The sequence below is a fragment of the Streptomyces sparsogenes subsp. cuspidosporus genome (genome assembly GCF_039532705.1).
GTDB lineage: Bacteria > Actinomycetota > Actinomycetes > Streptomycetales > Streptomycetaceae > Streptomyces > Streptomyces sparsogenes.
This window is the reverse complement of sequence record NZ_BAAASD010000007.1, coordinates 85,540-110,089: the sequence shown is the minus strand read 5'-3', so window position 1 is coordinate 110,089 and position 24,550 is coordinate 85,540. Positions and strand designations below refer to the sequence as shown.

Here is a 24,550-nt window from a genome sequence, read left to right as displayed (position 1 = left end):
CACTGTCGGCGGCCCGTCGCCCGGTGCGGCGGGGGACAGGTATCCGGGCAGCAGTATGGACTCGGCCGCTGATGAGCACACCGGTCGTGCCCGGATCTTGGCCCGATCGCGATCTTCGCCTCGGGGCCGTCGGGCCCGGGGGGTGTCCGCGTCGTCCTCCTCCTCCTCCCTATCTCTCATACGGTTTTCGGCGCGTTTCGGTTCCCGATGACCCGCCGCGACCTGGAACGACCGGGAACGACCCGGGGCACAGGCGTCATCGGCGGCGGGCGTAGTGCGCGCGCAGCGCGGCGTACGCGGCCGCGGGGGCGTCCGTGCGGTCCAGGCCCAGCAGCGCGGCCCCGAGGACGGGCGGCGCGGTGACCACCCTCGGGTCGGCCTTCGGGGCACGCTCGGCGAGCAACTCGCGCACCCGCCCGTCCAGGAGCGGCTGGCGCGCCGCGAGCACCCCGCCGCCGAGGACCACCGGCGTCGGCTCACCGAGCAGGTCGAGACGGGTGAGGGCGACGGTGGCCATGGTGACCACCTCCTCGGCCTGCCGGGCCACGACGGCGCGCGCGATCTCGTCGCCGGCGTCGGCCACCGCGAAGAGCACCGGTGTCAGCTCATGGCGTCGGGCCGGGGCGATCCGCCCCAGGTGGAGCGCCTCGATCAGCTCGTACATGGTGGTCAGCCCGAAGTGCTCGGGCAGGGCGCGGGCCAGCAAGGTGGGCCCGCCGCGGCCGTCCTCGGCGCGCGCCGCCCACCACATGGCCTCCTTCGACAGATCGCCCCCGCCGCCCCAGTCGCCGGAGATCCGGCCGATGGCGGGGAACCGCGCGGTGCGGCCGCCGTGGCCCAGGCCCGCGCAGTTGATGCCCGCGCCGCAGACGACGGCGACGCCGGTCGGCTCGCCGTCGTCCGCGACCCCGGCCCGCAGCAGCGCGAAGGTGTCGTTGGCGACCGTGACGGTGGCCCCCCAGCCCTGGGCCGCCAGCAGCGGGGTGACCTGCTCTTCCTCCGCCGGGAGGTCCACATTGGCCAGGCACGCCGAGACGTGCCCGGCCCGGGGCGGCCGGTCGAACCCCGCGGCCTCCGCCGCCCGCGCCACCAGCGGGGCGAGCGAGTCCACCGCGGCCTTCGGGCCCACCACGGGCGGCAGGAACCCGCCGCCGCGGGCGGTGCCGAGGACCGTCCCGTCCGTGCCGACCAGCGCCACGTCGGTCTTGCTGTTGCCCGCGTCGATCGCCAGGACGGACGCGTGCGGAGGGTGGGCGGTCGGGCCCTGGGACTGCGTCAGGCCCACGCCAGGTGCTCCCGGTTGTGTGCGAGAAGGGTGTCGGTCAGCTGCTCGGCGTACTCGATCTGGCCGATCAGGGGGTGGGCCAGCAGGGCGTCGAAGACCCGCTCGCGGCCGCCCTTGAGCGCCGCCTCCAGCGCCAGGTCCTCGTACGCGGTGACATGGGCGATCAGCCCCGCGTACAGCGGCTCCAGGGGGCGCACGGGGAGCGGGCTCGCACCGCCGGCGTCCACGGCGGCGGGGACCTCGATCACCGCGTCGTCCGGGAGGAAGGGCAGCGTGCCCTGGTTGAACGTGTTGACGATGCGCACCTCGCCAGTGTCCCGCAGCAGGGACGAGGTCAGGTCGACCGCCGCCTCCGAATAGAAGGCGCCGCCGCGCTTGCCCAGTAGCTCGGGCTTCTCGTCCAGCGCCGGGTCGGCGTACATCTCCAGCAGCCGCCGCTCGATCTCCGCGACCTCGGCCGCCCGCGAGGGCTTGGTCTTCAGCTCCCGCACGACCGCGTCGTGCTGGTAGAAGTACCGCAGGTAGTAGGAGGGCACCACGCCCAGGCGGTCCAGCAGCGCGCGGGGCATCCGCAGGTCGTCCGCGATCGCGTCGCCGTGCTCGGCGAGCAGCTTGGGCAGCACGTCCTCGCCGTCGGTGCCGCCGAGCCGCACCGCCCGCTCCCAGGTGAGGTGGTTGAGGCCGACGTGGTCCAGCGACACCTGGTCCGGGGCCACGCCCAGCAGCTTGGCGAACTTCCGCTGGAAGCCGATCGCGACATTGCACAGCCCGACCGCCCGGTGCCCGGCCGTCAGCAGCGCCCGTGTCACGATGCCGACGGGGTTGGTGAAGTCCACGATCCAGGCGTCGGGGTTGCGGCGGCGCACCCGCTCGGCGATGTCCAGCACCACCGGGACCGTGCGCAGCGCCTTGGCGAGCCCGCCCGCGCCGGTGGTCTCCTGGCCGACGCAGCCGCACTCCAGCGGCCAGGTCTCGTCCTGGTTCCGGGCGGCCTGTCCGCCGACGCGCAGCTGCAGCAGGACCGCGTCCGCGCCGTCCACGCCCGCGTCCAGGTCGTCGGTCCAGGAGATCCGGCCGGGGTGGCCCTGCTTGGCGAAGATCCTCCGCGCCAGCCCGCCGACCAGCTCCAGCCGGTCGGTGGCCGGGTCGACCAGGACCAGCTCCGCCAGGGGCAGCGCGTCCCGCAACCGGGCGAATCCGTCGACGAGTTCGGGGGTGTAGGTGGAACCGCCACCCACCACTGCGAGCTTCAACCCTTGACTCCTGTCAGTGTGACGCCTTCGACGAAGGCTTTCTGAGCGAAGAAGAAGACGATGATGACGGGGGCCATGACCAGCAGTGTCGCGGCCATCGTCAGGTTCCAGTTGACACTGTGCGCGCTCTTGAAGCTCTCAAGCCCGTACGAGAGAGTCCAGGCGCCCGGATTCTGCGCGGCGTAGATCTGCGGGCCGAAGTAGTCGTTCCAGCAGTAGAAGAACTGGAAGAGCGCGACGGCCGCGATGCCCGGCTTGGCCATGGGCACGATGATCCGCAGCAGGGTGCGCAGCTCCCCGCAGCCGTCCACCTTCGCCGATTCGAGGTATTCGCGGGGGATCGTCAGCAGGAACTGGCGCAGCAGGAAGATGGAGTACGCGTCGCCGAACGCCATCGGAATGATCAGCGGCCACAGCGAGCCCGACAGATGGAACTGCTGGGCCCACACCAGATACATCGGCACCACCACGACCTGCGGCGGCAGCATCATCGTCGAGATGACCAGGATCATCGCGGTGCGGCGGCCGCGGAAGCGGAATTTGGCGAGCGCGTAGGCGACCGGCAGGGAGGAGATGAGCGTGAAGGCCGTGCCGAGACCGGCGTAGATCAGTGAATTGCGCCACCAGTCGAGAAAGCCGGGGGTGTTGAAGACCTCGGCGTAATTGGACCAGTGCCAGCCGTCGGGCCACAGCTCGCCGCTCATGGCCTGGCTGTCGCTCATCACCGAGGTCAGGAAGACGAAGACGAACGGCAGCACGAAGAAGAGCGCGGCGGCGACCGCGACCGCGTGGACGGCGATCCAGTGCAGCACGGCCTTGCGCCGGGCGGCGGGGGCCGAGGAGCGGCGGGAGGCGGGCCGTACCGGCGCGGGCGGTGCCGAGAGGGTGGTGGTGGTCATGTCGGTTTTTCCTCCCGAGCCTTCTCAGTCGTCCGCCGACAGCAGGCCGGCGCGCCGGCGCATCAGCAGGGTGGTGACGGCCATCGCGATCGCGAAGAGCACGAGCGAGAGCACACAGGCGGCTCCGGTGTTGAAGTTCTGGAAGCCGAGCGAATACACGAGCTGGGGCACGGTGAGCGTGGAATGGTCGGGATAGCCGGGCTCGATGACGGTGCCCGGTCCGATGCTGACACCGGAGGCCAGCTTTCCGGCGACCAGGGCCTGGGTGTAGTACTGCATGGTCTGCACCACGCCCGTCACGACCGCGAACATCACAATGGGAGTGATCGACGGCCAGGTGACATAGCGGAATTTCGTGAACGCCCCGGCGCCGTCCAGCTCGGCCGCCTCGTACTGTTCCTTCGGCACGTCCAGCAGCGCGGCCATGAAGATGACCATCAGGTCGCCGATGCCCCACAGGGACAGCAGCACGAGCGAGGGCTTGGCCCAGGCCGGGTCGTTGAACCAGTTCGGCGCGTCGATCCCGACCTTTCCCAGCATGTCGTTCACCGGGCCGGTGCCGGGGTTGAGAAGGAAGACGAACGCCACGGTCGCCGCGACCGGAGGAGCCAGATAGGGGAGGTAGAAGGCGGTGCGGAAGAACCCGGCCCCGGACTTTATCTTGGTGATCAGCAGCCCGATGCCCAGGCCGAAGACGACGCGCAGCGCGACCATCACCACGACCAGCCACAGCGTGTTCCACAGCGCGGGCCCGAACAGCGGCATCTGCTCCAGCACATACCGCCAGTTGCGCAGGCCCACGAAGGTCGGCGCCTTGATCTGGTTGTAGTGCATGAAGGAGAAGTAGACGGTGGCGACCAGCGGATAGCCGAAGAAGACCGTGAAGCCGACCAGCCAGGGGGAGAGAAAGCCGAGGGTGCGCAGCCGCTCGCGCAGGTGCTTGCGGCGCAGAGCGGGGGCGGTGGTTGTCATCGTGGCCATGTCGCGCTCCGTCAGTCCTGCGCCTGGAGAATGTCGGCGTCTATCTGGTCGTCCAGTTCCTTGAGGCCCTCGTCCAGGTCATGGACCTTTCCCGCCTCCACCCCGTAGGAGAAATCCCGCAGCGATACGACGTACTGTCCACCGTTGACCGAGGGCGGAAGGGCGTTGCTGTACTTGTTCTGCGCGATGTCGAGGAAGGCGCGGAACGCCGGGTCCGGGTCCAGCTTCGGGGAGGTGAGCGCCGCTTTGGTGGACGGCACATTGTGGATGGCGTTGGCGAAGGCGACCACCTGGTCGGTGTCGGCGGTCAGGAAGCGCACCAGTTCCCAGGCGGCGTTCTGGTGCTTGCTGCTGTGCGCGATGCCCGTGACGGTGCCGGTGAGAAAGCCCCGGCCATAGGTGTCGGCCTGGTCGTCGGGCACGGGCAGCGGGGCGGTGCCCCAGTCGAACTTCGCGTCCTTGAGGAAGAGGCCGCGCCATTCGCCGTCCAGGTGCATGGCCAGCTTGCCGGTCAGAAAGGCGTTCTGGGAGGAGAACTCATCGCCGAAGGAGGTGCGGAAGGTCTCCAGCGCCCCGTATCCGCCCTGTTCCTGAATGAGGTCCCGCACGGTGGCGTAGAACGCCTTGATCTTCCCTTCCTTCGCCAGCCGCGCCTTTCCGTCCTTGTCGAAGTAGGTCGGCCCCCACTGGGCGAAGAGCCGGTCCGGGCTGTTCTGGTAGAGCCGGAAGTTGGGCATGAAGCCGACGCGCTCCAAGCCGCCGCCCTTGGTGCGCTGGGTCAGCTTGGCGGCGTCCCGCTTGAGCTCCGACATGGTGCGCGGCGGGCGCTCGATGCCCGCCTCCTTGAAGGCGTCCTTGTTGTAGTACATGCCGTAGGCGTCGGCGAGCAGCGGCAGCGCGCACTGCTTTCCCTGGTAACTGGTGTAGTCGAGAAGCGTCTTGGGGAAGACCTTCTTCTTGTCCAGGCCGGTCTTCTCCATGAACGGGTCGAGATCGACCCACATTCCGGACGAGCAGTACTGGCCCACGTTGTTGGTGGTGAAGGACGTGACGACATCGGGCGCGTCGCCACCGCCGGCCCGCAGGGCCTGGTTGATGGTCTCGTCGGTGACATTGCCGACGGACTTCACCGTGATGTTCGGGTGGAGCTTCTCGAAGCGGGCGATGCTGTCGTTGATCGCCTTCACCTCGTTCTTCTCCGACCAGCCGTGCCAGAAGGTGAGGGTGACCGGTTTGGTCGGATCGTCGTCGGCGCTGCCGGTGCTCGGGTTGGCGCAGCCGGCCAGCAGCAGGGCGCCGGCGCCGAGCGCGGACGCGAGACGGGCCAGTGGTCGTCGTGGCATGGGCGGACTTCCTTGTGCGCGGGGGACGGCAAGGTGGGGCCGACGGATCAGGCGGTGTCGAAGACGGTGTGACGGGCATCGGCGAGCGCCGTCTGAAGCGCGCCGATGAGAATCGGGTCCCCCTCGATGGCGCTGATCCGCAGGAGCGGCCGGGGCAGCGCGAGCCCGGTCATCTCCGCCTCGACCAGCTCGCGCAGCCGCTCCCCGCCGGCCTGGGCGACCTGCCCGGAGAGCACCACCAGCTCCGGGTCGACCACCGCCACGACCGAGGCGAGCCCGGTGGCAAGCCGACGGGCCAGCTCGGTGAGGACGGCGTCCCCCGCGCCGGGCGTGCGCAGCGCGGTGGCGAGCGCCTCGGGGGCGGTCGGCGCCTCGATGCCGTGCTCCCGGGCCAGCTCCACCACGGCGGGGGAGCCGACCAGCTTCTGGAAGCCGCCGCCGGCGTCCGGCCGGGCGGCGCTGTCGTCGCCGCGCGCGAGCGGGGCGCCCGGCAGGGGCATGTAGCCGATCTCCCCGGCGCCGCCGGTCGCCCCCCGCAGCAGCGTGCCGCCGAGCACGATGGCCGCGCCGACGCCCTCGTCGGCCCAGACCAGCGCGAAGTCGTCGAAGTCCTGCGCGGTGCCGTGGTGCTGCTCGGCGACGGCCGCGAGGTTGACGTCGTTCTCGATCACCAGCGGGGTGCCCAGTACCTCGGCCAGCTCGTCCCGCATGGTGCGGGACTGCCAGCCGGGCAGGTGCGGTGCGTAGCGCAGCACCCCGGTGCGCGGGTCGAGCGCGCCGGGTGTGCCGATGACCGTCTGCCGCAGCTCGCCCCGGCCCAGCCCGGCGGCGGCCAGCGCCCCGTCCACGGCCTCGGCGACCAGCTCGCCGGTGCGGTTGCGCACCGACTCGGCGGTCGCGTCGGCGGTCACCCGGTGCTCGCCGAGGATCCGGCCGGTGATGTCGGCGACGGCGGTGGTGATGCCCTCCTGGTCGACGGAGAGCGCCGCGACATGGGCGGCGGCCGGGTTGATCTCGTAGAGCTGGGCGTTGGGCCCCGGCCGGCCGGTGACGTTCCCGGTCGTCCGGACCAGTCCGGCGGCCTCCAGGCGGGTGAGCAGCTGGGAGGCGGTGGGCTTGGAGAGACCGGTCAGCTCGCCGAGCCGGGTCCGGGTCAACGGGCCGTGGGCGACCAGCAGTTCGAGCGCGGCCCGGTCGTTCATGGCGCGCAGCACGCGCGGCGTCCCCGGAGTGCCTGATGCCGCCATGGTGGGTGCCCCCGTATCGCTTCCGGTCTCTGTTAAGAAACTTTCCTATTGATGAAGAGCAAGGTAAGGCGCGGGAACGGGACGCGTCAATGGGTGCGACCGATCCTCCACCGGCGGTCCAGCGGCGCCTGACACCGTCGCCGAGCGGCGGAGAGAACGAGGCCTCACCGGAACGGGGCCTGATGGGAACGGCTTGAGAGCGGGGAATCGATGAAGAGGACTTCGGGAGGGCCGCTCGCGGTGCTCCTCGCCGTGCTGCTCGCGGTCGTCGTCGGCGCGGGTGACGCGAGGGCCGCGTCGGGCGGCCAGGGCGGTCAGGGCGGCGCGGGCGGGACACGCGGCGCGGGGGGCGAGACACACGGCGCCGGATCGGCGTCCGCGCCGCTGGCGGGCCCGGGGGAGGGCGCGGGCGGCGGGGGCGGCCAGGGCGGCGTCCATGCCGCCGCGGTCGGCCGTCCGGCCCGGGGCAACACCCCGACCGTCACGGCCTGAGCTGTCCCGCCCACAAGAGTCCCTGGCCGCAATTGGACGGCCACTTTTGGATCGCCACTTCCGGGCGGCTACTTCTGGGTGGCCACTTCGTGGCGGCTACTTCTGGGCGGCCACTTTCTGGGCGGCCACTTCCGGGCGGCTACTTCTGGACGGGCGGGGCGGCCGGAGGGGCGGCGGGTGGCGGTATCGGGGTGGCGGCCTGGGCCTGCGGGGAGTCCGGGTTGGACAGGGCCGACGGCGGCGCGACGGTCACCGTCGTGGTCGAGGCGTCCTCGGGCTGCAGGTCCGGGTCCACGGGGCGGCCGACGATCCGGATGCCCGCCTCGTCCAGCGCCTTCTTGATCCGCCACCGCAGCTCGCGCTCGACGCCGAGCGCCTTGCCCGGCATGGTCCGCGCCGACACCCTCACGACCATGGAGTCCAGGTAGACCGCGTCCAGCCCGAGCACCTCGATCGGCTCCCACAGCCGCTCGTTCCAGGGCTCGTCCTTGGCCATGTCCACGCCCACCTGCGTGATCAGCGCCCGGACCTCCTCCAGGTCCTCGTCCGCGCGGATCTGGACGTCCACGCCGGCCGTGGCCCAGCCCTGGCTGAGGTTGCCGATCCGCTTGACCTCGCCGTTGCGCACGTACCAGATCTCGCCGTTGTCGCCGCGCAGCTTGGTGACGCGAAGACCGACCTCGATCACCTCACCGGAGGCCACCCCGGCGTCGATCGAGTCGCCGACCCCGTACTGGTCCTCCAGGATCATGAACACGCCGGACAGAAAGTCGGTGACCAGGTTGCGGGCGCCGAAACCGATGGCCACACCCGCGACACCGGCGCTGGCCAGCAGCGGGGCCAGATTGATCTGCAGCGTCGACAGGATCATCAGCGCGGCCGTGCCCATGATCAGGAACGAGGCGACGGAGCGCAGCACCGAGCCGATCGCCGCGGACCGCTGGCGCCGCCGCTCCGCGTTGACCAGCAGGCCGGCCAGCGCGGTGCCGTCCACGGCCTGGGCGGTGCGGTTCATGCGCTCTATCAGCTTGGTGATCGCGCGCCGCACGACCGACCGCAGCACGAAGGCGATCACCAGGATCAGCGTGATGCGCAGCCCGATGCTGAGCCAGGTGGACCAGTTCTCCTCCACCCAGCCCGCGGCGTTGGTGGCGCTCTGCTGCGCGTCCTTCAGCGTCGTGGGGGGAGGCGTGGAGTCGGCGGCCGGAGCAGCGGACCAGAACACAGCGGAAACCCTTCATGTGCGACATGCCCGCCCGGAGTGACCGCGCGAGCAACCCTTCACACAGTAGCCGGGGCGGGAATGCGCCGTTGCTGTGTTCGAGAGCGCGTGAAGGCGTCAAGGGGGCGTACGAGAGCGGGGCGAGGGCGTGGCCCCGGCGGTTTCCGCCGCCGGGCCCGGGCGGCCCGTGATTCTCGCCACTCACGCGGCCGGCCCAGGCCCGGACCGCCGCCCGATTCCGCTCGTTCGGCGGTATACGGGCGGGGCCCGGAAATGCTTCTCAACCGTTAACCCGGTGATGGTGGCGTTCCGGCCGGGGTTCAGGGGAAACTGGGGGAGATCGTCCCGGCGCGAGCCACGCGCCGCCGGCGTACAAGGAGGCACCCGTGCCGCATGTCCTGGTCCTCAACGCGTCGTACGAGCCGCTCGGCGTCGTACCGCTCCGCCGCGCGCTCGTACTCGTCCTCAATGACAAAGCCGTCAGCCTCGAGGACTCAGGCGCCCTGATGCACAGCGCGACCCGTGTGATACCCGCCCCCAGCGTGGTCCGCCTCAAGCGGTTCGTGCGGGTGCCCTACCGAGGCCCCGTCCCGCTCACCCGCCGTGCCCTCTTCGCCCGCGACGGCGGGCGGTGCGCGTACTGCGGCGGTGTGGCGACCAGCGTCGACCACGTCATCCCGCGCAGCCGCGGCGGCCAGCACACCTGGGAGAACGTGGTCGCCGCGTGCCGTCGCTGCAACCACGTCAAGGCCGACCGCCATGTCGCCGAGATCGGCTGGCGGCTGCGCCATCAGCCGGCGCCGCCGTCGGGCCTCGCCTGGCGGATCATCGGCACGGGGCATAGGGACCCGCGCTGGCTGCCATACCTGCAGCCGTACGGCGCGGAGGACGCCATGGCCCGGATCGACGGCAAATCTGCCTGAGTCCGGGCCATTGTCATGACTGCGGACGGTCCACCGGCCGTCCGCGGGGCGTCCCCTACGGAGATACCCCCCTGGAGGGAGACACCCCCTGGAGGGAGACACCCCCCTGGAGGGAGACACCCTCCCTGGAGGGAGACACCCGCTAGTCCTCCGTCACCGCGTACGCCGACACCGACCACAGGGAGTAGCCGAAGCGGGTGGCGCGCTCGACGCCCTGGACGCGGATGAAGCGGGTGCCGGGGGCGTCCATCCGGACGGTCTCGTGTCCGCCCCGGCCGCCGGAGACGGTCGCCGCCGTGCGCCAGGTGCGGCCGTCGGCGGAGACCTGGACGCGGTAGCGGGAGGCGTAGGCGTCCTGCCAGTGCAGGTCGAGCCGGCCGACGCGGGCCGGGCGGGCGAGCTCCAGCCGCAGCCAGGCCCCGTCCTCGGCGGGGGAGGACCAGCGGGTGGCGGGGTCGCCGTCGATCGCGGCGGAGGCCGGGAAGTCGGGGGTCTCGTCCCCGGACGAGGTCGCCGTGGCGCCGTCCGCGCGGGCCAGGTCCGGGCCGCCGGTGGGCGGGACGGCCCGGACGGTCAGCACGCGCTCCTGGGAGCCGAAGCGCACCGGGACGGTGAAGGTCCCGGTCCTGGTCCCGGCGGGGACCGAGAGCTCGATACGGGCGGTCGCGGTGCCCCCGCGCGGGGCGGTCACCGCCTCGTCGGCCGTGACACGGACGCCGCGCGGGGCGTGGACGGTCAGCTCGCCGTGGACGTCCTCGGGGCGGCGGGCGGTGACCCGGGCCTCGACGACGGCGGCGCGGCCGCCCGCCTCCACGTCCACCGCCTCCCGCGACAGCCGCAGCTCGGCGGCCGGGGAGTCGGCGAACCACGGGGTGATCTCGTGCACGGCGGGGGGCGTGGCGCCCGCCGCCCAGGTCAGGCGCAGCGCGTCGGCCCTCAGTCCACGGCCGGTGAGCTGGGTCCAGCCGCTGCCGGAGACCGCGCCCAGCCGCCGCCAGCCCTTGCCGGGGACATGCGCCTCCACGGTGCCGGGCGAGGCGGCCGCGCGGCCGGTGAGCGCGGAGACGGCGGTGAGCGGGCGGGCGCGGTCGAAGCGCACGGTGACCGGGTCGTCCGCGGTCACCGAGGTCGTGGCGTCGCCGTCGGCCGCGGCGCGCAGGTCCTCGGAGGTGCGCAGCGACGCGCGGTCCGCGCCGTCCAGGCCGGCCCAGGCGTCGGCCCGGGCGAGGGCCTGCTTCAGGAAGGGGGCCAGGACGCCCTTGCCCACCGTCACCCGGCTCTCCGCGGTCTTCTCCCACAGCTCCTGCACCGCGGTCCGGCCGCGCCAGCCCGCCGCCCCGTCGCCGCGCGCCTGGGCGGTGAGCATGTCCACGGCCCGTACTCCGGCGTCGCCGTAGCGCCCCAACTGGTCGAGCCAGGGGCCCAGTTCCTCGCCCAGGGTGACGGAGAGCCGGCCGGGGGCGTCCCGCATCGTCCTGAAGGCCGAGCGCAGCCGGTCCGCCGCCCGGTCGAGGCGCTCCCCGCCGGCCCCGGACCTGCCGGACTCGCCGGGCTTGCCGGTCTCCCCGGACAGCGCCGTCCAGAACGCCTCGATCAGCGGGCGCAGATACGCGGACTCCTCTCCCCCGAGGACCGAGGACGCGTCGTTCCCGGCGAGGGCGCGCAGGGCCGCGCGGGTGCGCGGGTCGGGCCCGGCGAGGTCGTCGACGGCCGCCCGCCAGGACTCCTGGGGGCGGTAGCCGCGCGGGTTCCAGGCGAAGTCGGCGGCGGTGAACAGCGCGATGCGGGAGGCGACCGGCTGCTCCATGGCGTTGGCGAGCAGGGCCGCGGACCCGCCGGCGACGGCCGGGTCGCGCCCCTCGTAGGGGCCGAGGAAGACCCGGTCCTGGGCGTAGTCGTTGACCGGGTAGTTGTCCATGGTGACCAGCGCGTGGCCGAAGACGGCCCGGGCGCCGGCCAGCTCGGCCCCGGTGATGGCTCTGGGCACCACCCCCACGCCGGTCCAGGCGACCTCCACGTCGGGATCGAGCCGCTCGGCCAGCGCGCGCCTGAAGTCGGTGTCGCCGTCCTGGTAGTACTCGGTCGGCAACAAGGAGAGCGGGGCGGCACCCGGGTGGCGCGCGGCCAGGTGCGCGGCGACCGCGCCCGCGACCCGGGCCTGGGCCTTCGCCGCCGCCTCGGGGCCCGAGCCGAAGGTGTCGGCGTCGGCGCCGCAGTGCCACTCGCTGTAGCTGACGTCCTGGAACTGGAGTTGGAAGGCGCGCACGCCGAGCGCCCACATGGCGTCCACCTTGCGCAGCAGCGCCTTGAGGTCGTCGGCGGAGGAGAAGCACAGCTCCTGGCCGGGGGAGACCGCCCACGCGAGCGTGACGTGGTTGCGGCGGGCCCGGTCGGCCAGCTCCCGGAACTGCTCGCGCCGCTCGGCGGGGTACGGGTCGCGCCAGCGGGCCTGGCGGTAGGGGTCGTCGCCGGGCGCGTAGAGATAGCGGTTCTGCTTCGTACGGCCCATGAAGTCGAGGTGGGCGAGCCGGTCGCGGTGGGACCAGGGCCGGCCGTAGAAGCCCTCGGTGGTGCCGCGCACGGCGGCGGCCGGCCAGTCGCGCACGGCCACCCCGGGGAAGGTGCCCGTCCCGCCCTCGGGCCGGACCATGAGCCGGCGCAGCGTCTGGACGGCGTGGAAGAGGCCGTCCGGGCCGACGCCGGACAGCGCGACCGTCGGCTTCCCGGACATCTGACCGGTCGCCAGGCGGTAGCCGCCGGAGGGGAGATCGCCGCGCTCGGGCGCGCCCAGGGCGCGCAGCGCGCGCTCCGCGCCCCGACCGCCGACGCGCACCACCAGCCCGTCGGCCAGCGGCATGCCCTTGGGCGTGGGTTCGGTGGCCTCGTTAACGACCCGTGCCCCGGCGTCGTGCAGCAGGGCGCGCAGCGCGTCCAGCGCGTACGGGTCGGAGTCGGCGTCGGCGACGAGCGTGACCTCCCGGCCCACGCTCACCCCGGCCCCCTGGGCGCGCAGCGACTGGGGGCGCGGCCATACGGGCGGCAGGCCGCCGTCGCTCTCGCGGTCCGTGGCCGAGGCGCCGGGGGCGGTGGGAGCCCCGGGCGCGGCGGCGGCGCCCGGCGCGGCGCCCAGCAGCCCGCCGATGACCGCCGCGGCCATGGCCGTGGCGCCGGCCGCCCTCGACGTTCTCCCGCGGCTTCCCCGGAACTGCACGGGCTTCTCCTCGATCCGGACGCGTGTGGCCCCACCGGTCGTCGAGCCCACCATCGCGCGCGCGAGGGTGTCAACGGCGGTGACCGAAGTGCCGGTAATGCCGTGGTGGGGCTGTCGCGAGGTGAGCAGTGAAGCCCCACGGCAGAGGGGCGGCGGCGGGGCGGGCGGCGGGGTGCGGGCTCCGCAAGTCTGACGCCGGAAGGCCCGGTCGGTCAGTAAGCTGTGTGCCCCGGACCCCTCACGGCCGTGAAATCGCCTGCCTCAAAGAAATGTGACCTGGGGCACGTTAGGGGACCGGTTACGTCTGCGGCCGCCCTTATTGGGTAGGCCTGCCCCTGACCCACTGCCGACACCCCCGGAGGCCCGTGTGGCCGCGTCAGCTCAGCTTCTGCTCTCCGCCCTCTCCAAACCCATGCCGGAGCCGGACCCGTTCGCCGGGGTCTCCCACCCCGACTGCGGCCTGTGCGGCCTCGAGGGGTCCGGCTCCGGACCGTACGCGGAGGCGCCGCTCACCAGCGAGCCCGCGCCCGCCGACCTGGCCCCCCTCACCAGTGAGCCTCCGCTCGCCGCCGAACCGCGGCTGACGAGCGAGCCGACCACCGCCGCGTTCGGCCCGGGAGCGGGCATGGAGCCGATGGAGTACTGATGGGCAGAGCGCGGCTCGCCGAGCTGCACGGCGTCGCCACCTCCTACGAGCCCGCCCCCGGGCGCACCGTACGGGTGCCCGACGAGACCGTCGTCGCCGTGCTCGCCGCGCTCGGCGTGGACGCCTCGACCCCCGACGCCGTGCGGGCCGCCCTGGAGCGGTACGACCGCGAGGAGCGCTCCCGGCTGCTGCCCCCGTGCGTGGTGGCCCGCCCCGGCAGGCCGCCGCGTCTACGGCTGCCCGAGGGCACCGCGCTGCGGGTGGAGACCGAGGACGGGGCGGTGCTCGACTGGCGGCCCGGCGCCGACGGCCCGGCGCCCCCGGGTCTCCCCCCGGGCAGCCACACCGTGCGGGCCCAGGCCCCCGACGGCCGCTCGGCCACCGCCACCCTGATCGTCGCCCCCGGCCGGATGCCCGCCCCTCCGGCGCGCAGCCACGGCTTCCTCGTCCAGCTCTACTCCCTGCTGTCCGCGCGGTCCTGGGGCATGGGCGACCTCGGCGACCTGGCCGACCTCGCCGCCTGGTCGGGCCGGGCGCTGGGCGCCGGGTTCCTCCAGCTCAACCCGCTGCACGCGGCCCTGCCCGGCACGCCCGCCGAGCCCACCGACCCCTCGCCGTACCGCCCCTCCTCCCGCCGCTTCCCCGACCCGGTCCATCTGCGGGTCGAGGACGTGCCCGAATACGCCCATCTGCGCGGCCCCGCCCGACAGCGCGTCGACGAGCTGCTGGACCGGGCAGCCGCGCTGCGCGCCGCCGTGCTCCACGAGGGCGCGCTGATCGACCGGGACGCGGTGTGGGCGCTCAAGCGCGAGGCCCTGGAGCTGGTACGGACCGTGCCGCTCAGCCCCGGCCGCCGGGCCGCCTACTGCGACTTCCTGGCCGAGCGCGGCCAGGCCCTCGAGGACCACGCGATCTGGAGCGCGCTCGCCGAGATCCACGGCCCCGCCTGGCGCGCCTGGCCGGTCGGGCTGGCCGACCCCGGCTCCGCCGCCGTCGCCCGCGCCCGGGGCGAGCACCTGGACCGGGTCGACTTCCACTGCTGGCTCGCCTGGCTGACGGACGCGCAGCTGGCCGCCGCCCAGCGCGCCGCGCTTGACGCCGGGATGGCCATCGGCCTGGTGCACGACCTGGCGGTCGGGGTGCACCCCTCGGGTGCCGACGCCTGGGCGCTGCGGGACGTCTTCGCGTCCGGGATGTCGATCGGCGCGCCGCCGGACGCGTTCAACTCCCGCGGCCAGGACTGGGGGCTGCCGCCGTGGCGGCCGGACGCCCTGGCCGCCACGGGCTACGCCGCCTACCGCGACCTGCTGCGCGGGCTGCTGCGCCACGCGGGCGCGCTGCGCATCGACCATGTGATGGGCCTGTTCCGGCTGTGGTGGGTGCCGGAGGGGCGGGAGCCGACCGAGGGCTGTTACGTCCGCTACGACGCGGAGGCCATGCTCGGCGTGCTCGCGCTGGAGGCGCACCGCGCGGGGGCGGTGGTCATCGGCGAGGACCTGGGCACGGTCGAGCCGGGGGTGCGGGAGGCGCTGGCCGAGCGGGGGGTGCTGGGCACGTCGGTGCTGTGGTTCGAACGGGACTACACCGGCGCGAACGGCGGGGGCGGCGCGGACGGCGCGGACGGCGAGGCGAGCGGAGCCCACCCGAGCGGAGAGCAGAGCGAGCAGAGTCAGCCGGGGGAGCAGAGCGAGCCGGGGGAGGGCGCGGGTGCCGCGCCCGCCCGGGCCCGTCCGCTGGCGCCCGAGGAGTGGCGCGCCGACTGCCTGGCCACCGCCACCACCCACGACCTGCCGAGCACCGCCGCCCGCCTCACCGGCGACCATGTCGAGCTGCGGCACCGGCTGGGCCTGCTCACCCGCCCGCTCGAGCGCGAGCGGGCCGAGGACGCGGTGGAGGTCGCGGAGTGGCTGGCGCTGCTGGGGCGGCTGGGGCTGCTCCCGGAGGGGCCGGACGACGAGGAGGGGGCGGTGAAGGCGGTCCACCGCTTTCTGCTGCGCACCCCGGCGAAGCTGGTCGGGGTGTGGCTGCCGGACACGGTGGGGGACCGGCGCCCGCAGAACCTCCCCGGGACCTGGGACCAGTATCCGAACTGGCGGCTGCCCATCGCGGACGCCACCGGGCGCCCGGTGTCACTGGAGGATCTGGTCGCCTCGCCCCGGCTGCACGCCCTGATGGGCGAGGTCACGCGGGCGGCGCCACCCGGGGCCGAGAGCGGGCGCGGGATCAAGCCCACCCCGGGCACGCGGGGCGCGAGGGCGTCCGATACCGTGAGTCCGTGAGCAACAAGGTCAAAAAGAACGCCGTGCGCGCCGGTGCCATCGTCGCCGCGACGACGGCGATGCTGATGGTGTCGTCCCCCGCGTTCGCGTTCCGCGACGACGGTGACGACCCGGGTCCGGGCTTGAGCGTCGCCGAGACGCTGGGCCTCTACGTCGTCACTCCCCTTGTCCTCTTCGCCGTCATCGCCGGTCTGGTGATGATCGGTGACAAGAGCCGCAAGCGCAGTGACTGACATGAACTGACGCGACGACGCCGTGAAACGAGGGCGCCCCCGGCCATGGGCCGGCGGGCGCCCTCGTCGTATCCGCGCCTGTCCGCGCCCGCGCGTCACCGGACACCGGCCCCCCGCGTTCTCCCGCCGCGTGGGGCCCTTTATTTTCGCTTTAACCTACGGTGTCGTAACCTACGGATCCGTAGGTCGAACCTACGCAGCCGTAGGTAACACATCGCACAACGCCCCCCAGGAGCCGCTGTGACCCTTGCCCCCTCCCGCCGTCACGGTCAGGCCGTATGGAGCGACAGCCGCCTGCTGTACGCCCTCGAAGAGGTCGTCGAGGCGGAGCTCAACCGGCATCTGAAGGTCGCCAAGGAGTGGATGCCCCACGAGTACGTGCCGTGGAGCGAAGGCCGCGACTTCGACGGCGTGATGGGCGGCGAGGCATGGGCGCCCGAGCAGTCCAAGGTCAGCGAGGTGGGCCGGATCGCGCTCGTGGTCAACCTCCTCACCGAGGACAACCTGCCCAGCTACCACCACGAGATCGCCACGCTCTTCGGCCGCGACGGGGCCTGGGGCTCCTGGGTCCACCGGTGGACGGCGGAGGAGGGCCGGCACGGCATCGTCATGCGCGACTACCTGCTCACCAGCCGCGCGGTCGACCCGGTCGAGCTGGAGCGGTTCCGGATGAGCCACATGTCGGAGGGCTTCGAGTCCGACAACCGCCACAGCATGCTGCACTCCGTGGCGTACGTGGCCTTCCAGGAACTCGCCACCCGCGTATCCCACCGCAACACCGGCCACCACTCCGGCGACCCGGTCTGCGACCGGATGCTCGCCCGCATCGCCACCGACGAGAACCTGCACATGGTCTTCTACCGGAACCTGCTGGGGAAGGCGTTCGAGCTGGCGCCCGACCAGACCATGTGCGCCGTCCGCGACGTGGTCGTCGGCTTCCGCATGCCGGGACACGGCATCCCCGGGTTCGAGCGGGCCGCCGCGCAGATGGCCATCGGCGGCATCTACAACCTGCGCATCCACCACGACGACGTCCTGCAGCCCGTGCTGCGCTTCCTCAAGGTCCTGGAGATCTCCGGGCTCAGCGGGGAGGGGCTCAAGGCGCAGGAGGAGCTGGGGCTGTACATGGGCGGCCTGGACGCCCAGGCCACGAAGTTCGACGAGCGCCGCGAGGCGATGCTCGCCCGCCGCGCGGCCCGCGCCGCGCGCGTCTGACGCGGCGGCGGGCCGACCCGGCCCCGGCGGGGCCGGCCCCCCGCGGGGCTCCACCCCCGGCCCCGGCCCCGCCCATCGCTCATCCCGGAGCTTCCGGCCCGTCCGGGCGGGGAAGCCCGGGTCGGTCGCGCGCCGCCGACCGCGTGGCGCTGCGCGGCCGCGGCCGCGCGGCGGCTGGGGCCCGGCACGCCTGCCCCGGTTCGGTTCGAGAAGCGGCCGAGGGACGGGGCGGGGGACCCCTGAGCCGCCCCTCGGCCGCCGCGTGGGTCAGCGGCCCCCGGCCGCCCGCGCGTCCGCCGCCTGGGCCTTGAGGGCGCGCTCGACGCCCGCGCGGGACTCGGTGACCAGGCGGCGCAGGGCCGCGCTGGGGTCGGCCGAGGCCAGCCAGGCGTCGGTGGCGTCCAGGGTCTCCTGCGAGACCTGGACGTTCGGGTAGAGCCCGATCGCGATCTGCTGCGCCATCTCGTGGCTGCGGGTGTCCCAGGCCCCCTTCACCGCGGCGAAGTACTTCTCGGTGTACGGGGCCAGCAGCTCGCGCTGGTCGGTCTGAACGAAGCCGCGGATGACGGCCTCCTGCACCGCGTTGGGCAGCTTGTCGTCCTCCACGACCGACGCCCACGCCTCGGCCTTCGCCTCCGGCGTCGGCCGCGCGGCGCGCGCGGTGGCGGCGTGGCGCTCGCCCGCCGAGGTGCGGTCCCGCTCCAGCTCCGCGGCGATCGCCTCCTCGTCGGCCCGGCCGGTCGCGGCCAGCCGCTCCAGCAGGGCCCAGCGCAGCTCGGTGTCGACGGCCAGGCCCTCGATGGTCTCGGTGCCCGCGAGCAGCCCCGCCAGCAGGTCGAGCTGCTCGTCGGTGCGGGCGGTGTCGGCGAAGGCCCGCGCCCAGGCCAGCTGGTGGTCGCTGCCGGGGGCGGCGGCCCGCAGGTGGTCCAAGGTGGCCTCGGTCCACCGCGCCAGTCCCGTCTCGCGCCAGTCGGGGGCCGCGTACAGATCGAGGGCGACCTTGACCTGGCGGTGCAGCGACTGAACGACGCCGATGTCCGACTCCTTGGGGATGCCGGAGAGCACCAGCGAGAGGTAGTCGCGGGTGGCCAGCTCGCCGTCGCGGGTCATGTCCCAGGCCGAGGCCCAGCACAGGGCGCGCGGCAGGGACGCCTCGAAGTCGCCCAGGTGCTCGGTGACCACGGCCAGCGAGTCGGCGTCGAGCCGCACCTTCGCGTACGACAGGTCGTCGTCGTTGAGGAGGATCACGGCCGGGCGCTTGCGGCCGGCCAGGGCGGACACGGGGGTCAGCTCGCCGTCCACGTCCACCTCGAGGCGGTCGGTGCGCACCAGCTTGCCGGTGTTGTCGAGGTCGTACAGGCCGATCGCGACGCGGTGCGGGCGCAGCAGTGGCTCGCCCTTGGCGCCGGGCGGCAGGGCCGGGGCCTCCTGGTGGACCGCGAAGGAGGTGATCGTGCCGGTGGCGTCGGTCTCGATCCGGGGCCGCAGGACGTTGATCCCCGCCGTCTCCAGCCACGCCTTCGACCAGGTCTTCAGGTCCCGGCCGCTGGTCTCCTCGAGCGCGCCGAGCAGGTCGGACAGCCGGGTGTTGCCGTACGCGTGGCGCTTGAAGTACGCCTGGACGCCCTTGAAGAACTCCTCCTCGCCGACGTAGGCGACGAGCTGCTTGAGGACGGAGGCGCCCTTGGCGTACGTGATGCCGTCGAAGTTGACCAGGACGTCGTCCAGGTCGCGGATCTCGGCCATGATCGGGTGGGTGGACGGCAGCTGGTCCTGCCGGTAGGCCCAGGTCTTCATCGAGTTGGCGAAGGTGGTCCAGGCGTGCGGCCACCTGCTGCCGGGGGCGGACGCCTGGCAGGCGATGGAGGTGTAGGTGGCGAACGACTCGTTCAGCCACAGGTCGTTCCACCACTCCATGGTGACCAGGTCGCCGAACCACATGTGGGCCAGCTCGTGGAGGATGGTCTCCGCGCGCACCTCATAGGCCGCGTCCGTGACCTTGGAACGGAACACGTACTGGTCGCGGATGGTGACCGCGCCCGCGTTCTCCATCGCGCCCGCGTTGAACTCCGGCACGAAGAGCTGGTCGTACTTGGCGAACGGGTAGGCGTAGTCGAACTTCTGCTGGAACCAGTCGAAGCCCTGCCGGGTCACCTCGAAGATCGCGTCCGAGTCCAGGAACTCGGCGAGCGAGGGGCGGCAGTAGATGCCCAGCGGCACCGACCGCCCCTCGCCCTCCCAGCTGCTGTGCACGCTGTGGTACGGCCCCGCGATCAGCGCGGTGATGTACGTCGAGACGCGCGGCGTCGGCTCGAAGCGCCAGACGTTGTCCTTGGGCTCCGGCGTCGGCGAGTTCGAGATCACCGTCCAGCCCTCGGGCGCCGTCACGGTGAACTGGAAGGTGGCCTTCAGGTCCGGCTGCTCGAAGTTCGCGAACACCCGGCGCGCGTCCGGCACCTCGAACTGCGTGTAGAGGTAGGCCTGCTGGTCCACCGGGTCGACGAAGCGGTGCAGGCCCTCGCCGGTGTTGGTGTACGCGCAGTCCGCGACCACCCGCAGCTCGTTGCGCCCCGCCCGCAGACCGGTCAGCGCGATCCGGGAGTCCGCGAAGACCTCCGCCGGGTCCAGCTCGTACCCGTTGAGCACCACCTGGTGCACGGTGGGGGCGACCAGGTCCGCGAAGGAGTCCGCGCCCGCCTCGGCCACCTCGAAGCGCACCGTGGTGACCGACCTGAAGGTGCCGCCCTCCTGCGCGCCCGAGAGATCCAGCTCGATCTCGTACGAGTCCACGGTGAGCAGCCGGGCCCGCCGCTGCGCCTCTTCGCGGGTCAGGTTCGTTCCAGGCACCTGGGCATCTCCTTCGCATACGACGTTTCGGCCATCCTTCCACGCAAGGCCGGTCGGTCGCCCGCGATAATCCGCCCGGCGCCGCGGGTGCGCCCCTCAGGTGCCCGGAACGGCGGTGCTCAAGCGAGCTCGGCCGCCACCAGCTCCGCGATCTGCACCGCGTTGAGCGCCGCACCCTTGCGGAGGTTGTCGTTGGACAGGAAGAGCGCGAGGCCGTGGTCCACCGTCTCGTCCACCCGGATGCGGCCCACGTAGCTGGCGTCCTTGCCGGCGGCCTGCAGCGGGGTGGGGATCTCCGAGAGCTCGACGCCCGGGGCGCCCTCCAGCAGCTCGTAGGCGCGGGCCACGCTCAGCGGGTTCGCGAACCGGGCGTTGACCTGGAGCGAGTGGCCGGTGAAGACGGGGACGCGGACGCAGGTGCCGGAGACCTTCAGGTCGGGGATCCCGAGGATCTTGCGGGACTCGTTGCGGAGCTTCTGCTCCTCGTCCGTCTCGAAGCGGCCGTCGTCCACGAGGTTGCCCGCGAACGGCAGCACGTTGAAGGCGATGGGGCGCTTGTAGACGGCGGGCTCGGGGAACTCCAGGGCCGACCCGTCGTGGGTCAGCGCGGGCGCGCCGTCCACGACCTTGCGGACCTGCCCGTCCAGCTCCTCCACCCCGGCCAGGCCCGAGCCGGACACGGCCTGGTAGGTGGTGGCGACCAGGGCGGTGAGGCCGGCCTCCTCGTGCAGCGGGCGCAGCACCGGCATGGCGGCCATGGTGGTGCAGTTCGGGTTGGCGATGATGCCCTTGGGGCGGTGCGCGGCGGCGTCCGGGTTGACCTCGGAGACCACCAGCGGCACCTCGGGGTCCATCCGCCAGGCGGAGGAGTTGTCGATCACGACGGCGCCGGCCGCGGCCACCTTGGGCGCCAGCGCCCGGGAGGTGGCGCCGCCCGCGGAGAACAGCGCGATGTCCAGCCGCGAGTAGTCGGCGGTGGCCGCGTCCTCGACGGCGATCTCGGTGTCCCGCCAGGGGAGCGTCCGCCCGGCGGAGCGGGCCGAGGCGAACAGGCGCAGCTCCTCGACCGGGAAGTCCCGCTCCGCGAGGATCTTGCGCATGACCCCGCCGACCTGGCCGGTGGCTCCGACGATTCCGATCCTCACGACGCGCTCCTTCATGTTCCGTGCCTGCTGCTGGGGGCCGCTGTGGGCCCGGCGTGCCCCCATCATGCGGGTGGCCCCGGCGGCCTTGTCCAATCCATTGTCCGGACCTCGGGACGCTTCCGCGCCGGGCGTACGCCGCGCGCACACGGCGCACACGCCCCGCCCCGGGTTCTGCCGGGGTTCCCAGCCCCGGTGAACTCCGGGTGAGCGGCGGAATTCCGGCGGCGGAGTGCGGGATGACCGTTCGCTCCCGCCAAGATCCACGTGCGTATTTCGGCGGCGGGCGTTGCCGCATCGTTAACTCGCAGGTCACCCCGGCTGCCAACGATCCCAGGTGACAGGGCAGCCCGCTGCCCGACCGCTGCCGCGCATCCACTCGGGGAGATCCCGCATGTCCCGCATACGGTCCGCCGCCTCCACCGCCCTCGACCGCCGCGCTCTCCTCGTCGCCGCCGCCTCCGCCAGTGCCGCCACCGGCCTGGGGCTCGCCTTCGGGCCCGGCAGCGGCTCGGCCACCGCCTCCCAGCCCGCCCAGGTGCGCGCCGCCGGCCGCAGGGTCGCCACCGCCCCCGCGCTCCCCTCGACCGCCGGGACCACGCTGGAGACCTTCTCCGCCCCGCGCGGCGCCGGCTCCTACCGCCGGCTCGGCGACGGCCCGGCCTGGGCCCGTACCGTGCGCACCGAGCTGGCCGGGGCCAAGAGCGGCCGGGAGGCCCGGCGCACCACGCTCGCCTCCTTCGTGCAGGTCACGGACCTGCACCTCACCGATGTGCAGCACCCGCTGCGCTACGAGTTCCTGCGCGCCGGGCGGCCCGGTTCCTGGCGGCCCCACGAGGCGCTGACCGTGGTCGGCGCCGCGTCCCTGGTCGAGCGGGTCAACGGCCTGCGCGGCGGGCCGGCCACCGGCTCCCCGCTGTCCTTCGTCATGACCACCGGCGACAACACCGACAACAACGCGCGGATCGAGCTGGACTGGTTCCTGGGCGTGATGAACGGCGGCCGGATCACCCCCAACACGGGCGACCCGCGCCACTACGAGGGCGTGCAGAACAGCGGGATCAAGGCCTTCTGGCACCCGGAGAGCGCGCTGCGCGACGCCGACAAGCAGCTCGGCTTCCCGCGCGTCGACGGCTTCCTCCAGGCCGCGCTGCGCACCGTCAACAGCCCCGGGCTGCGGCTGCCGTGGTACTCGACCATCGGCAACCACGACGACCTGGCCGGCGGCGTCTACTCCTTCGGCGGGAACTACTTCGCGGACCTCGCCACCGGCAGCCGCAAGCTCCAGATCATCCCGGCCGCCGAGGCCGCGGAGCGCTTCAAGGACGAGCGCAAGGGCGGCGACCCCACGGGCAAGGTCATGAAGGAGCTGCTGCGCGCCCACGCCAAGGACATGCGCACCGTCACCCCCGACGAGCGCCGCGCGCCCTTCACCCGCCGCGACTTCCTCGCCGCCCACCTGGACCCGGCCCACACCGGCCCCGGCCCGGTCGGCCACGGGTACACCAAGGCGAACCTCGACGAGGACACCTGCTACTACTCGTTCCGGATCTCCGACGACGTCCTCGGCATCAGCCTGGACACCACCGACCCGGGCGGCCACTACACCGGGTCGCTGGGCACCGCGCAGCTCCGCTGGCTGGAGCGCACCCTGAAGGCCCACAAGGACGACCGGATCCTGGTCTTCAGCCACCACTACAGCCGCAGCATGGACAACCTGAACCGGGACCCGGCCCGCCCCGGGGAGGCCCGGCACGGCGGCGACGAGATCGTGGCCCTCTTCAAGCGCCACCCCCAGGTGCTGGCGTGGATCAACGGCCACAGCCACAAGAACGAGATCACCCCGCGCGGCACCTTCTGGGAGATCACCACCGCCTCCCACGTGGACTTCCCCCAGCTCGCCCGGGTGATCGAGGTGGTGGACAACCACGACGGGACGCTGTCGCTGTTCACCACCCTCGTCGAGTCGGCCGCGCCGCGCCGCACGGACCACTCCGACCTGTCCCAGACCGGCCTCGCCGCGCTCTACCGCGAGCTGTCCTACAACGCCCCGGGGCGCAGCCAGGCCCTCGCGGGCGACCCGGGCGACCGCAACACCGAGCTGCTGCTGCGCAAGCCATGAGCCCCGGGCCCGGCCGCCCCGGGCCCGCCGCCCACGGCCCCGCGACTCACAGCCCGGCCGCTCAGGGCCGCCCTCGCAGCCCCGCCGCTCAGCGGGGCCGGATCACCACATAGGGCGCCGGCTCGCGGTCGACCGCCGCGATCAGCGCCGTGCGGACCACCGCCGCCTGCGCCTCCGGGCACTCGCGGAGCTTCCTGGGGGTGACGCGCACGACCGTGATGCCCATCCGCTCCATGTGCTCGCCCCCCGGCGTGAAGCCGCCCAGCGGGGCGGTCGCGCCACGGCGGGGCGTGCGCGCGTCGATCTCCAGCGCCACGGCCTGCGCCGGCCAGTAGGCGTCCACGCCGGCCAGCAGGGAGCCGCCGGGCAGCCGCAGCTCGACGTTCCACAGGGGCTCGGGCAGCGCGTGTCCGCGCACCATCTCGTACAGCAGGCCCTCGGCCAGGGCCCGCCCCTCGGCCAGCAGCGCGTCCACGGCGTCCACGACGTGCGGCCGGGACAGCAGCCGGGCCCGGCTCAGCTCCCGCACGACGGCCGACGCCTCGCAATGCCCGTGGCGCACGGCCTCGACCAGCACCCGGCGTACGGCCACGGGGTCGGGCAGCCGGCCCACCGCGTCGGCGAGGGCGCGGGCGGCGGGGGCGGTCGGCAGGCCGGTGATCCGGCGGGGGCAGGGCAGGGCGGTGGCCCGGACGAAGCGCACATAGCCGGTGGAGCGCAGCCGCCGCGAGCGCGGTACGAGTACGTCGACGTGGTCCAGGGAGCGCAGCGAGGGGGCGGCGGAGAAGCGGTGCAGGGCCAGCGCCGCCAGTCCGGTGATCATGGCCTCGCCGTAGGGCTCGCCCGCCCCGGGGGCCCCGCCCGCCGCGCCCGCCCCGTCCGTGGCGCCGGCGCGCTCGCGGCCGGCCGCGTACAGCAGCGCCGCGCACAGCCGCTCCTCGCCGGTGGCGGGGCCGGGGTGGAGCAGATGGACGCCCGGCAGGATCCGCTGCCAGGGCCCGCCGGGACGGCAGCGCTCGGCGGCCTCCGCCGCCGTCACACCGTGCTCACGGAGCTGATGACTCGTCAGAACGCTTCGCCCGCCGTCCACGAGGTGGTGCAGCGGGCGGGGCGAGAGCGGGGTGTCGGAGTTCATGCCTCCGCCATTCCCGGGCCCGCCCGGCCCGCTAACCGCTGTGACACACTCGTCGACAAACAGGGACAACACCGC

Annotated in this window: 18 protein-coding genes; 7 read left to right on the top strand and 11 right to left on the bottom strand. The window is 73.4% G+C overall.

Features of this window, described 5'->3' with window-relative positions; translation table 11 throughout:
* Positions 1-256: 256 nt before the first annotated feature.
* Genes ABFY07_RS11595 through ABFY07_RS11570 form a run of 6 tightly spaced genes read right to left on the bottom strand, consistent with a single transcriptional unit; the run spans position 257 to position 7,008 of the window.
* Positions 257-1,285, bottom strand: a complete 1,029-nt coding sequence (locus ABFY07_RS11595) for an N-acetylglucosamine kinase (protein WP_346174400.1) — start codon at positions 1,283-1,285, stop codon at positions 257-259.
* The gene (locus tag ABFY07_RS11590; RefSeq protein ID WP_346174399.1) at positions 1,276-2,538 is read right to left on the bottom strand and encodes a 6-phospho-beta-glucosidase; all 1,263 of its coding nucleotides are present in this window, start codon (positions 2,536-2,538) and stop codon (positions 1,276-1,278) included. The genes ABFY07_RS11595 and ABFY07_RS11590 overlap by 10 nt, the downstream gene beginning before the upstream one ends.
* Positions 2,535-3,437: a carbohydrate ABC transporter permease gene (locus tag ABFY07_RS11585; protein WP_346174398.1), complete on the bottom strand. Its 903-nt coding sequence runs from the start codon at positions 3,435-3,437 to the stop codon at positions 2,535-2,537. The genes ABFY07_RS11590 and ABFY07_RS11585 overlap by 4 nt, the downstream gene beginning before the upstream one ends.
* A gap of 24 nt (positions 3,438-3,461) precedes the next feature.
* Positions 3,462-4,418 carry a carbohydrate ABC transporter permease gene (locus ABFY07_RS11580; RefSeq protein WP_346174397.1) on the bottom strand — a complete coding sequence of 319 codons (957 nt, stop codon included), beginning with the start codon at positions 4,416-4,418 and terminating at the stop codon, positions 3,462-3,464.
* Positions 4,419-4,429: 11 nt separating this feature from the next.
* Positions 4,430-5,761 carry an ABC transporter substrate-binding protein gene (locus ABFY07_RS11575; protein ID WP_346174396.1) on the bottom strand — a complete coding sequence of 444 codons (1,332 nt, stop codon included), beginning with the start codon at positions 5,759-5,761 and terminating at the stop codon, positions 4,430-4,432.
* A 47-nt stretch (positions 5,762-5,808) separates the two neighbouring features.
* Entirely contained in the window at positions 5,809-7,008 is a 1,200-nt protein-coding gene (locus ABFY07_RS11570) for an ROK family transcriptional regulator (RefSeq protein ID WP_346174395.1), read from the bottom strand.
* A gap of 210 nt (positions 7,009-7,218) precedes the next feature.
* On the opposite strand from ABFY07_RS11570, the gene ABFY07_RS11565 reads away from it, so the two are divergent.
* Positions 7,219-7,500 carry a hypothetical protein gene (locus ABFY07_RS11565; RefSeq protein WP_346174394.1) on the top strand — a complete coding sequence of 94 codons (282 nt, stop codon included), beginning with the start codon at positions 7,219-7,221 and terminating at the stop codon, positions 7,498-7,500.
* A 139-nt stretch (positions 7,501-7,639) separates the two neighbouring features.
* Here the strand turns inward: ABFY07_RS11565 and ABFY07_RS11560 are convergent, their stop codons facing one another.
* On the bottom strand, positions 7,640-8,725 hold the full coding sequence (locus ABFY07_RS11560; protein WP_346174393.1) for a mechanosensitive ion channel family protein: 1,086 nt from the start codon (positions 8,723-8,725) through the stop codon (positions 7,640-7,642).
* Between the two features lie 383 nt (positions 8,726-9,108).
* On the opposite strand from ABFY07_RS11560, the gene ABFY07_RS11555 reads away from it, so the two are divergent.
* Entirely contained in the window at positions 9,109-9,645 is a 537-nt protein-coding gene (locus ABFY07_RS11555; RefSeq protein ID WP_346174392.1) for an HNH endonuclease, read from the top strand.
* A gap of 142 nt (positions 9,646-9,787) precedes the next feature.
* On the opposite strand, the gene ABFY07_RS11550 is transcribed toward ABFY07_RS11555, so the two are convergent.
* Positions 9,788-12,802, bottom strand: a complete 3,015-nt coding sequence (locus ABFY07_RS11550; protein WP_346174534.1) for a beta-N-acetylglucosaminidase domain-containing protein — start codon at positions 12,800-12,802, stop codon at positions 9,788-9,790.
* A gap of 421 nt (positions 12,803-13,223) precedes the next feature.
* Between ABFY07_RS11550 and ABFY07_RS11545 the strand changes: the two genes are divergently transcribed.
* From ABFY07_RS11545 to ABFY07_RS11530, 4 genes are all read left to right on the top strand, one after another.
* Positions 13,224-13,502 (top strand): hypothetical protein, encoded by a 279-nt coding sequence (locus tag ABFY07_RS11545; RefSeq protein WP_065959403.1) that lies wholly within the window; start codon positions 13,224-13,226, stop codon positions 13,500-13,502.
* On the top strand, positions 13,502-15,781 hold the full coding sequence (gene malQ, locus ABFY07_RS11540; RefSeq protein WP_346174391.1) for a 4-alpha-glucanotransferase: 2,280 nt from the start codon (positions 13,502-13,504) through the stop codon (positions 15,779-15,781). Before ABFY07_RS11545 ends, malQ begins: the two co-directional genes overlap by 1 nt.
* On the top strand, positions 15,778-16,014 hold the full coding sequence (locus tag ABFY07_RS11535; protein ID WP_065959399.1) for a hypothetical protein: 237 nt from the start codon (positions 15,778-15,780) through the stop codon (positions 16,012-16,014). The genes malQ and ABFY07_RS11535 overlap by 4 nt, the downstream gene beginning before the upstream one ends.
* Before the next feature lie 240 nt (positions 16,015-16,254).
* Positions 16,255-17,229, top strand: a complete 975-nt coding sequence (locus ABFY07_RS11530; protein ID WP_346174390.1) for an acyl-ACP desaturase — start codon at positions 16,255-16,257, stop codon at positions 17,227-17,229.
* Positions 17,230-17,496: 267 nt separating this feature from the next.
* Here ABFY07_RS11530 and pepN read toward each other — a convergent pair whose 3' ends face one another.
* Both pepN and ABFY07_RS11520 read right to left on the bottom strand, forming a co-directional pair.
* Positions 17,497-20,076, bottom strand: a complete 2,580-nt coding sequence (gene pepN, locus ABFY07_RS11525) for an aminopeptidase N (RefSeq protein WP_346174389.1) — start codon at positions 20,074-20,076, stop codon at positions 17,497-17,499.
* 119 nt (positions 20,077-20,195) lie between these two features.
* Positions 20,196-21,221, bottom strand: a complete 1,026-nt coding sequence (locus tag ABFY07_RS11520; RefSeq protein ID WP_346174388.1) for an aspartate-semialdehyde dehydrogenase — start codon at positions 21,219-21,221, stop codon at positions 20,196-20,198.
* Between the two features lie 391 nt (positions 21,222-21,612).
* On the opposite strand from ABFY07_RS11520, the gene ABFY07_RS11515 reads away from it, so the two are divergent.
* Positions 21,613-23,340, top strand: a complete 1,728-nt coding sequence (locus ABFY07_RS11515; protein ID WP_346174387.1) for a TIGR03767 family metallophosphoesterase — start codon at positions 21,613-21,615, stop codon at positions 23,338-23,340.
* An 88-nt stretch (positions 23,341-23,428) separates the two neighbouring features.
* Here ABFY07_RS11515 and ABFY07_RS11510 read toward each other — a convergent pair whose 3' ends face one another.
* A complete protein-coding gene (locus ABFY07_RS11510) occupies positions 23,429-24,475 on the bottom strand; it encodes a hypothetical protein (protein WP_346174386.1) in 1,047 nt (348 codons plus the stop codon).
* Positions 24,476-24,550 lie beyond the last annotated feature (75 nt).

Excerpts from the sequence above, each read along its gene's own strand:
- ABFY07_RS11585 (WP_346174398.1), bottom strand. The coding sequence starts at position 3,437 with ATGACCACCACCACCCTCTCGGCACCGCCCGCGCCGGTACGGCCCGCC.
- ABFY07_RS11575 (WP_346174396.1), bottom strand. The coding sequence starts at position 5,761 with ATGCCACGACGACCACTGGCCCGTCTCGCGTCCGCGCTCGGCGCCGGC.
- ABFY07_RS11580 (WP_346174397.1), bottom strand. The coding sequence starts at position 4,418 with ATGGCCACGATGACAACCACCGCCCCCGCTCTGCGCCGCAAGCACCTG.
- ABFY07_RS11570 (WP_346174395.1), bottom strand. The coding sequence starts at position 7,008 with ATGGCGGCATCAGGCACTCCGGGGACGCCGCGCGTGCTGCGCGCCATG.
- ABFY07_RS11565 (WP_346174394.1), top strand. The coding sequence starts at position 7,219 with ATGAAGAGGACTTCGGGAGGGCCGCTCGCGGTGCTCCTCGCCGTGCTG.
- ABFY07_RS11515 (WP_346174387.1), top strand. The coding sequence starts at position 21,613 with ATGTCCCGCATACGGTCCGCCGCCTCCACCGCCCTCGACCGCCGCGCT.
- ABFY07_RS11550 (WP_346174534.1), bottom strand. The coding sequence starts at position 12,802 with ATGGCCGCGGCGGTCATCGGCGGGCTGCTGGGCGCCGCGCCGGGCGCC.
- malQ (WP_346174391.1), top strand. The coding sequence starts at position 13,502 with ATGGGCAGAGCGCGGCTCGCCGAGCTGCACGGCGTCGCCACCTCCTAC.
- ABFY07_RS11510 (WP_346174386.1), bottom strand. The coding sequence starts at position 24,475 with ATGAACTCCGACACCCCGCTCTCGCCCCGCCCGCTGCACCACCTCGTG.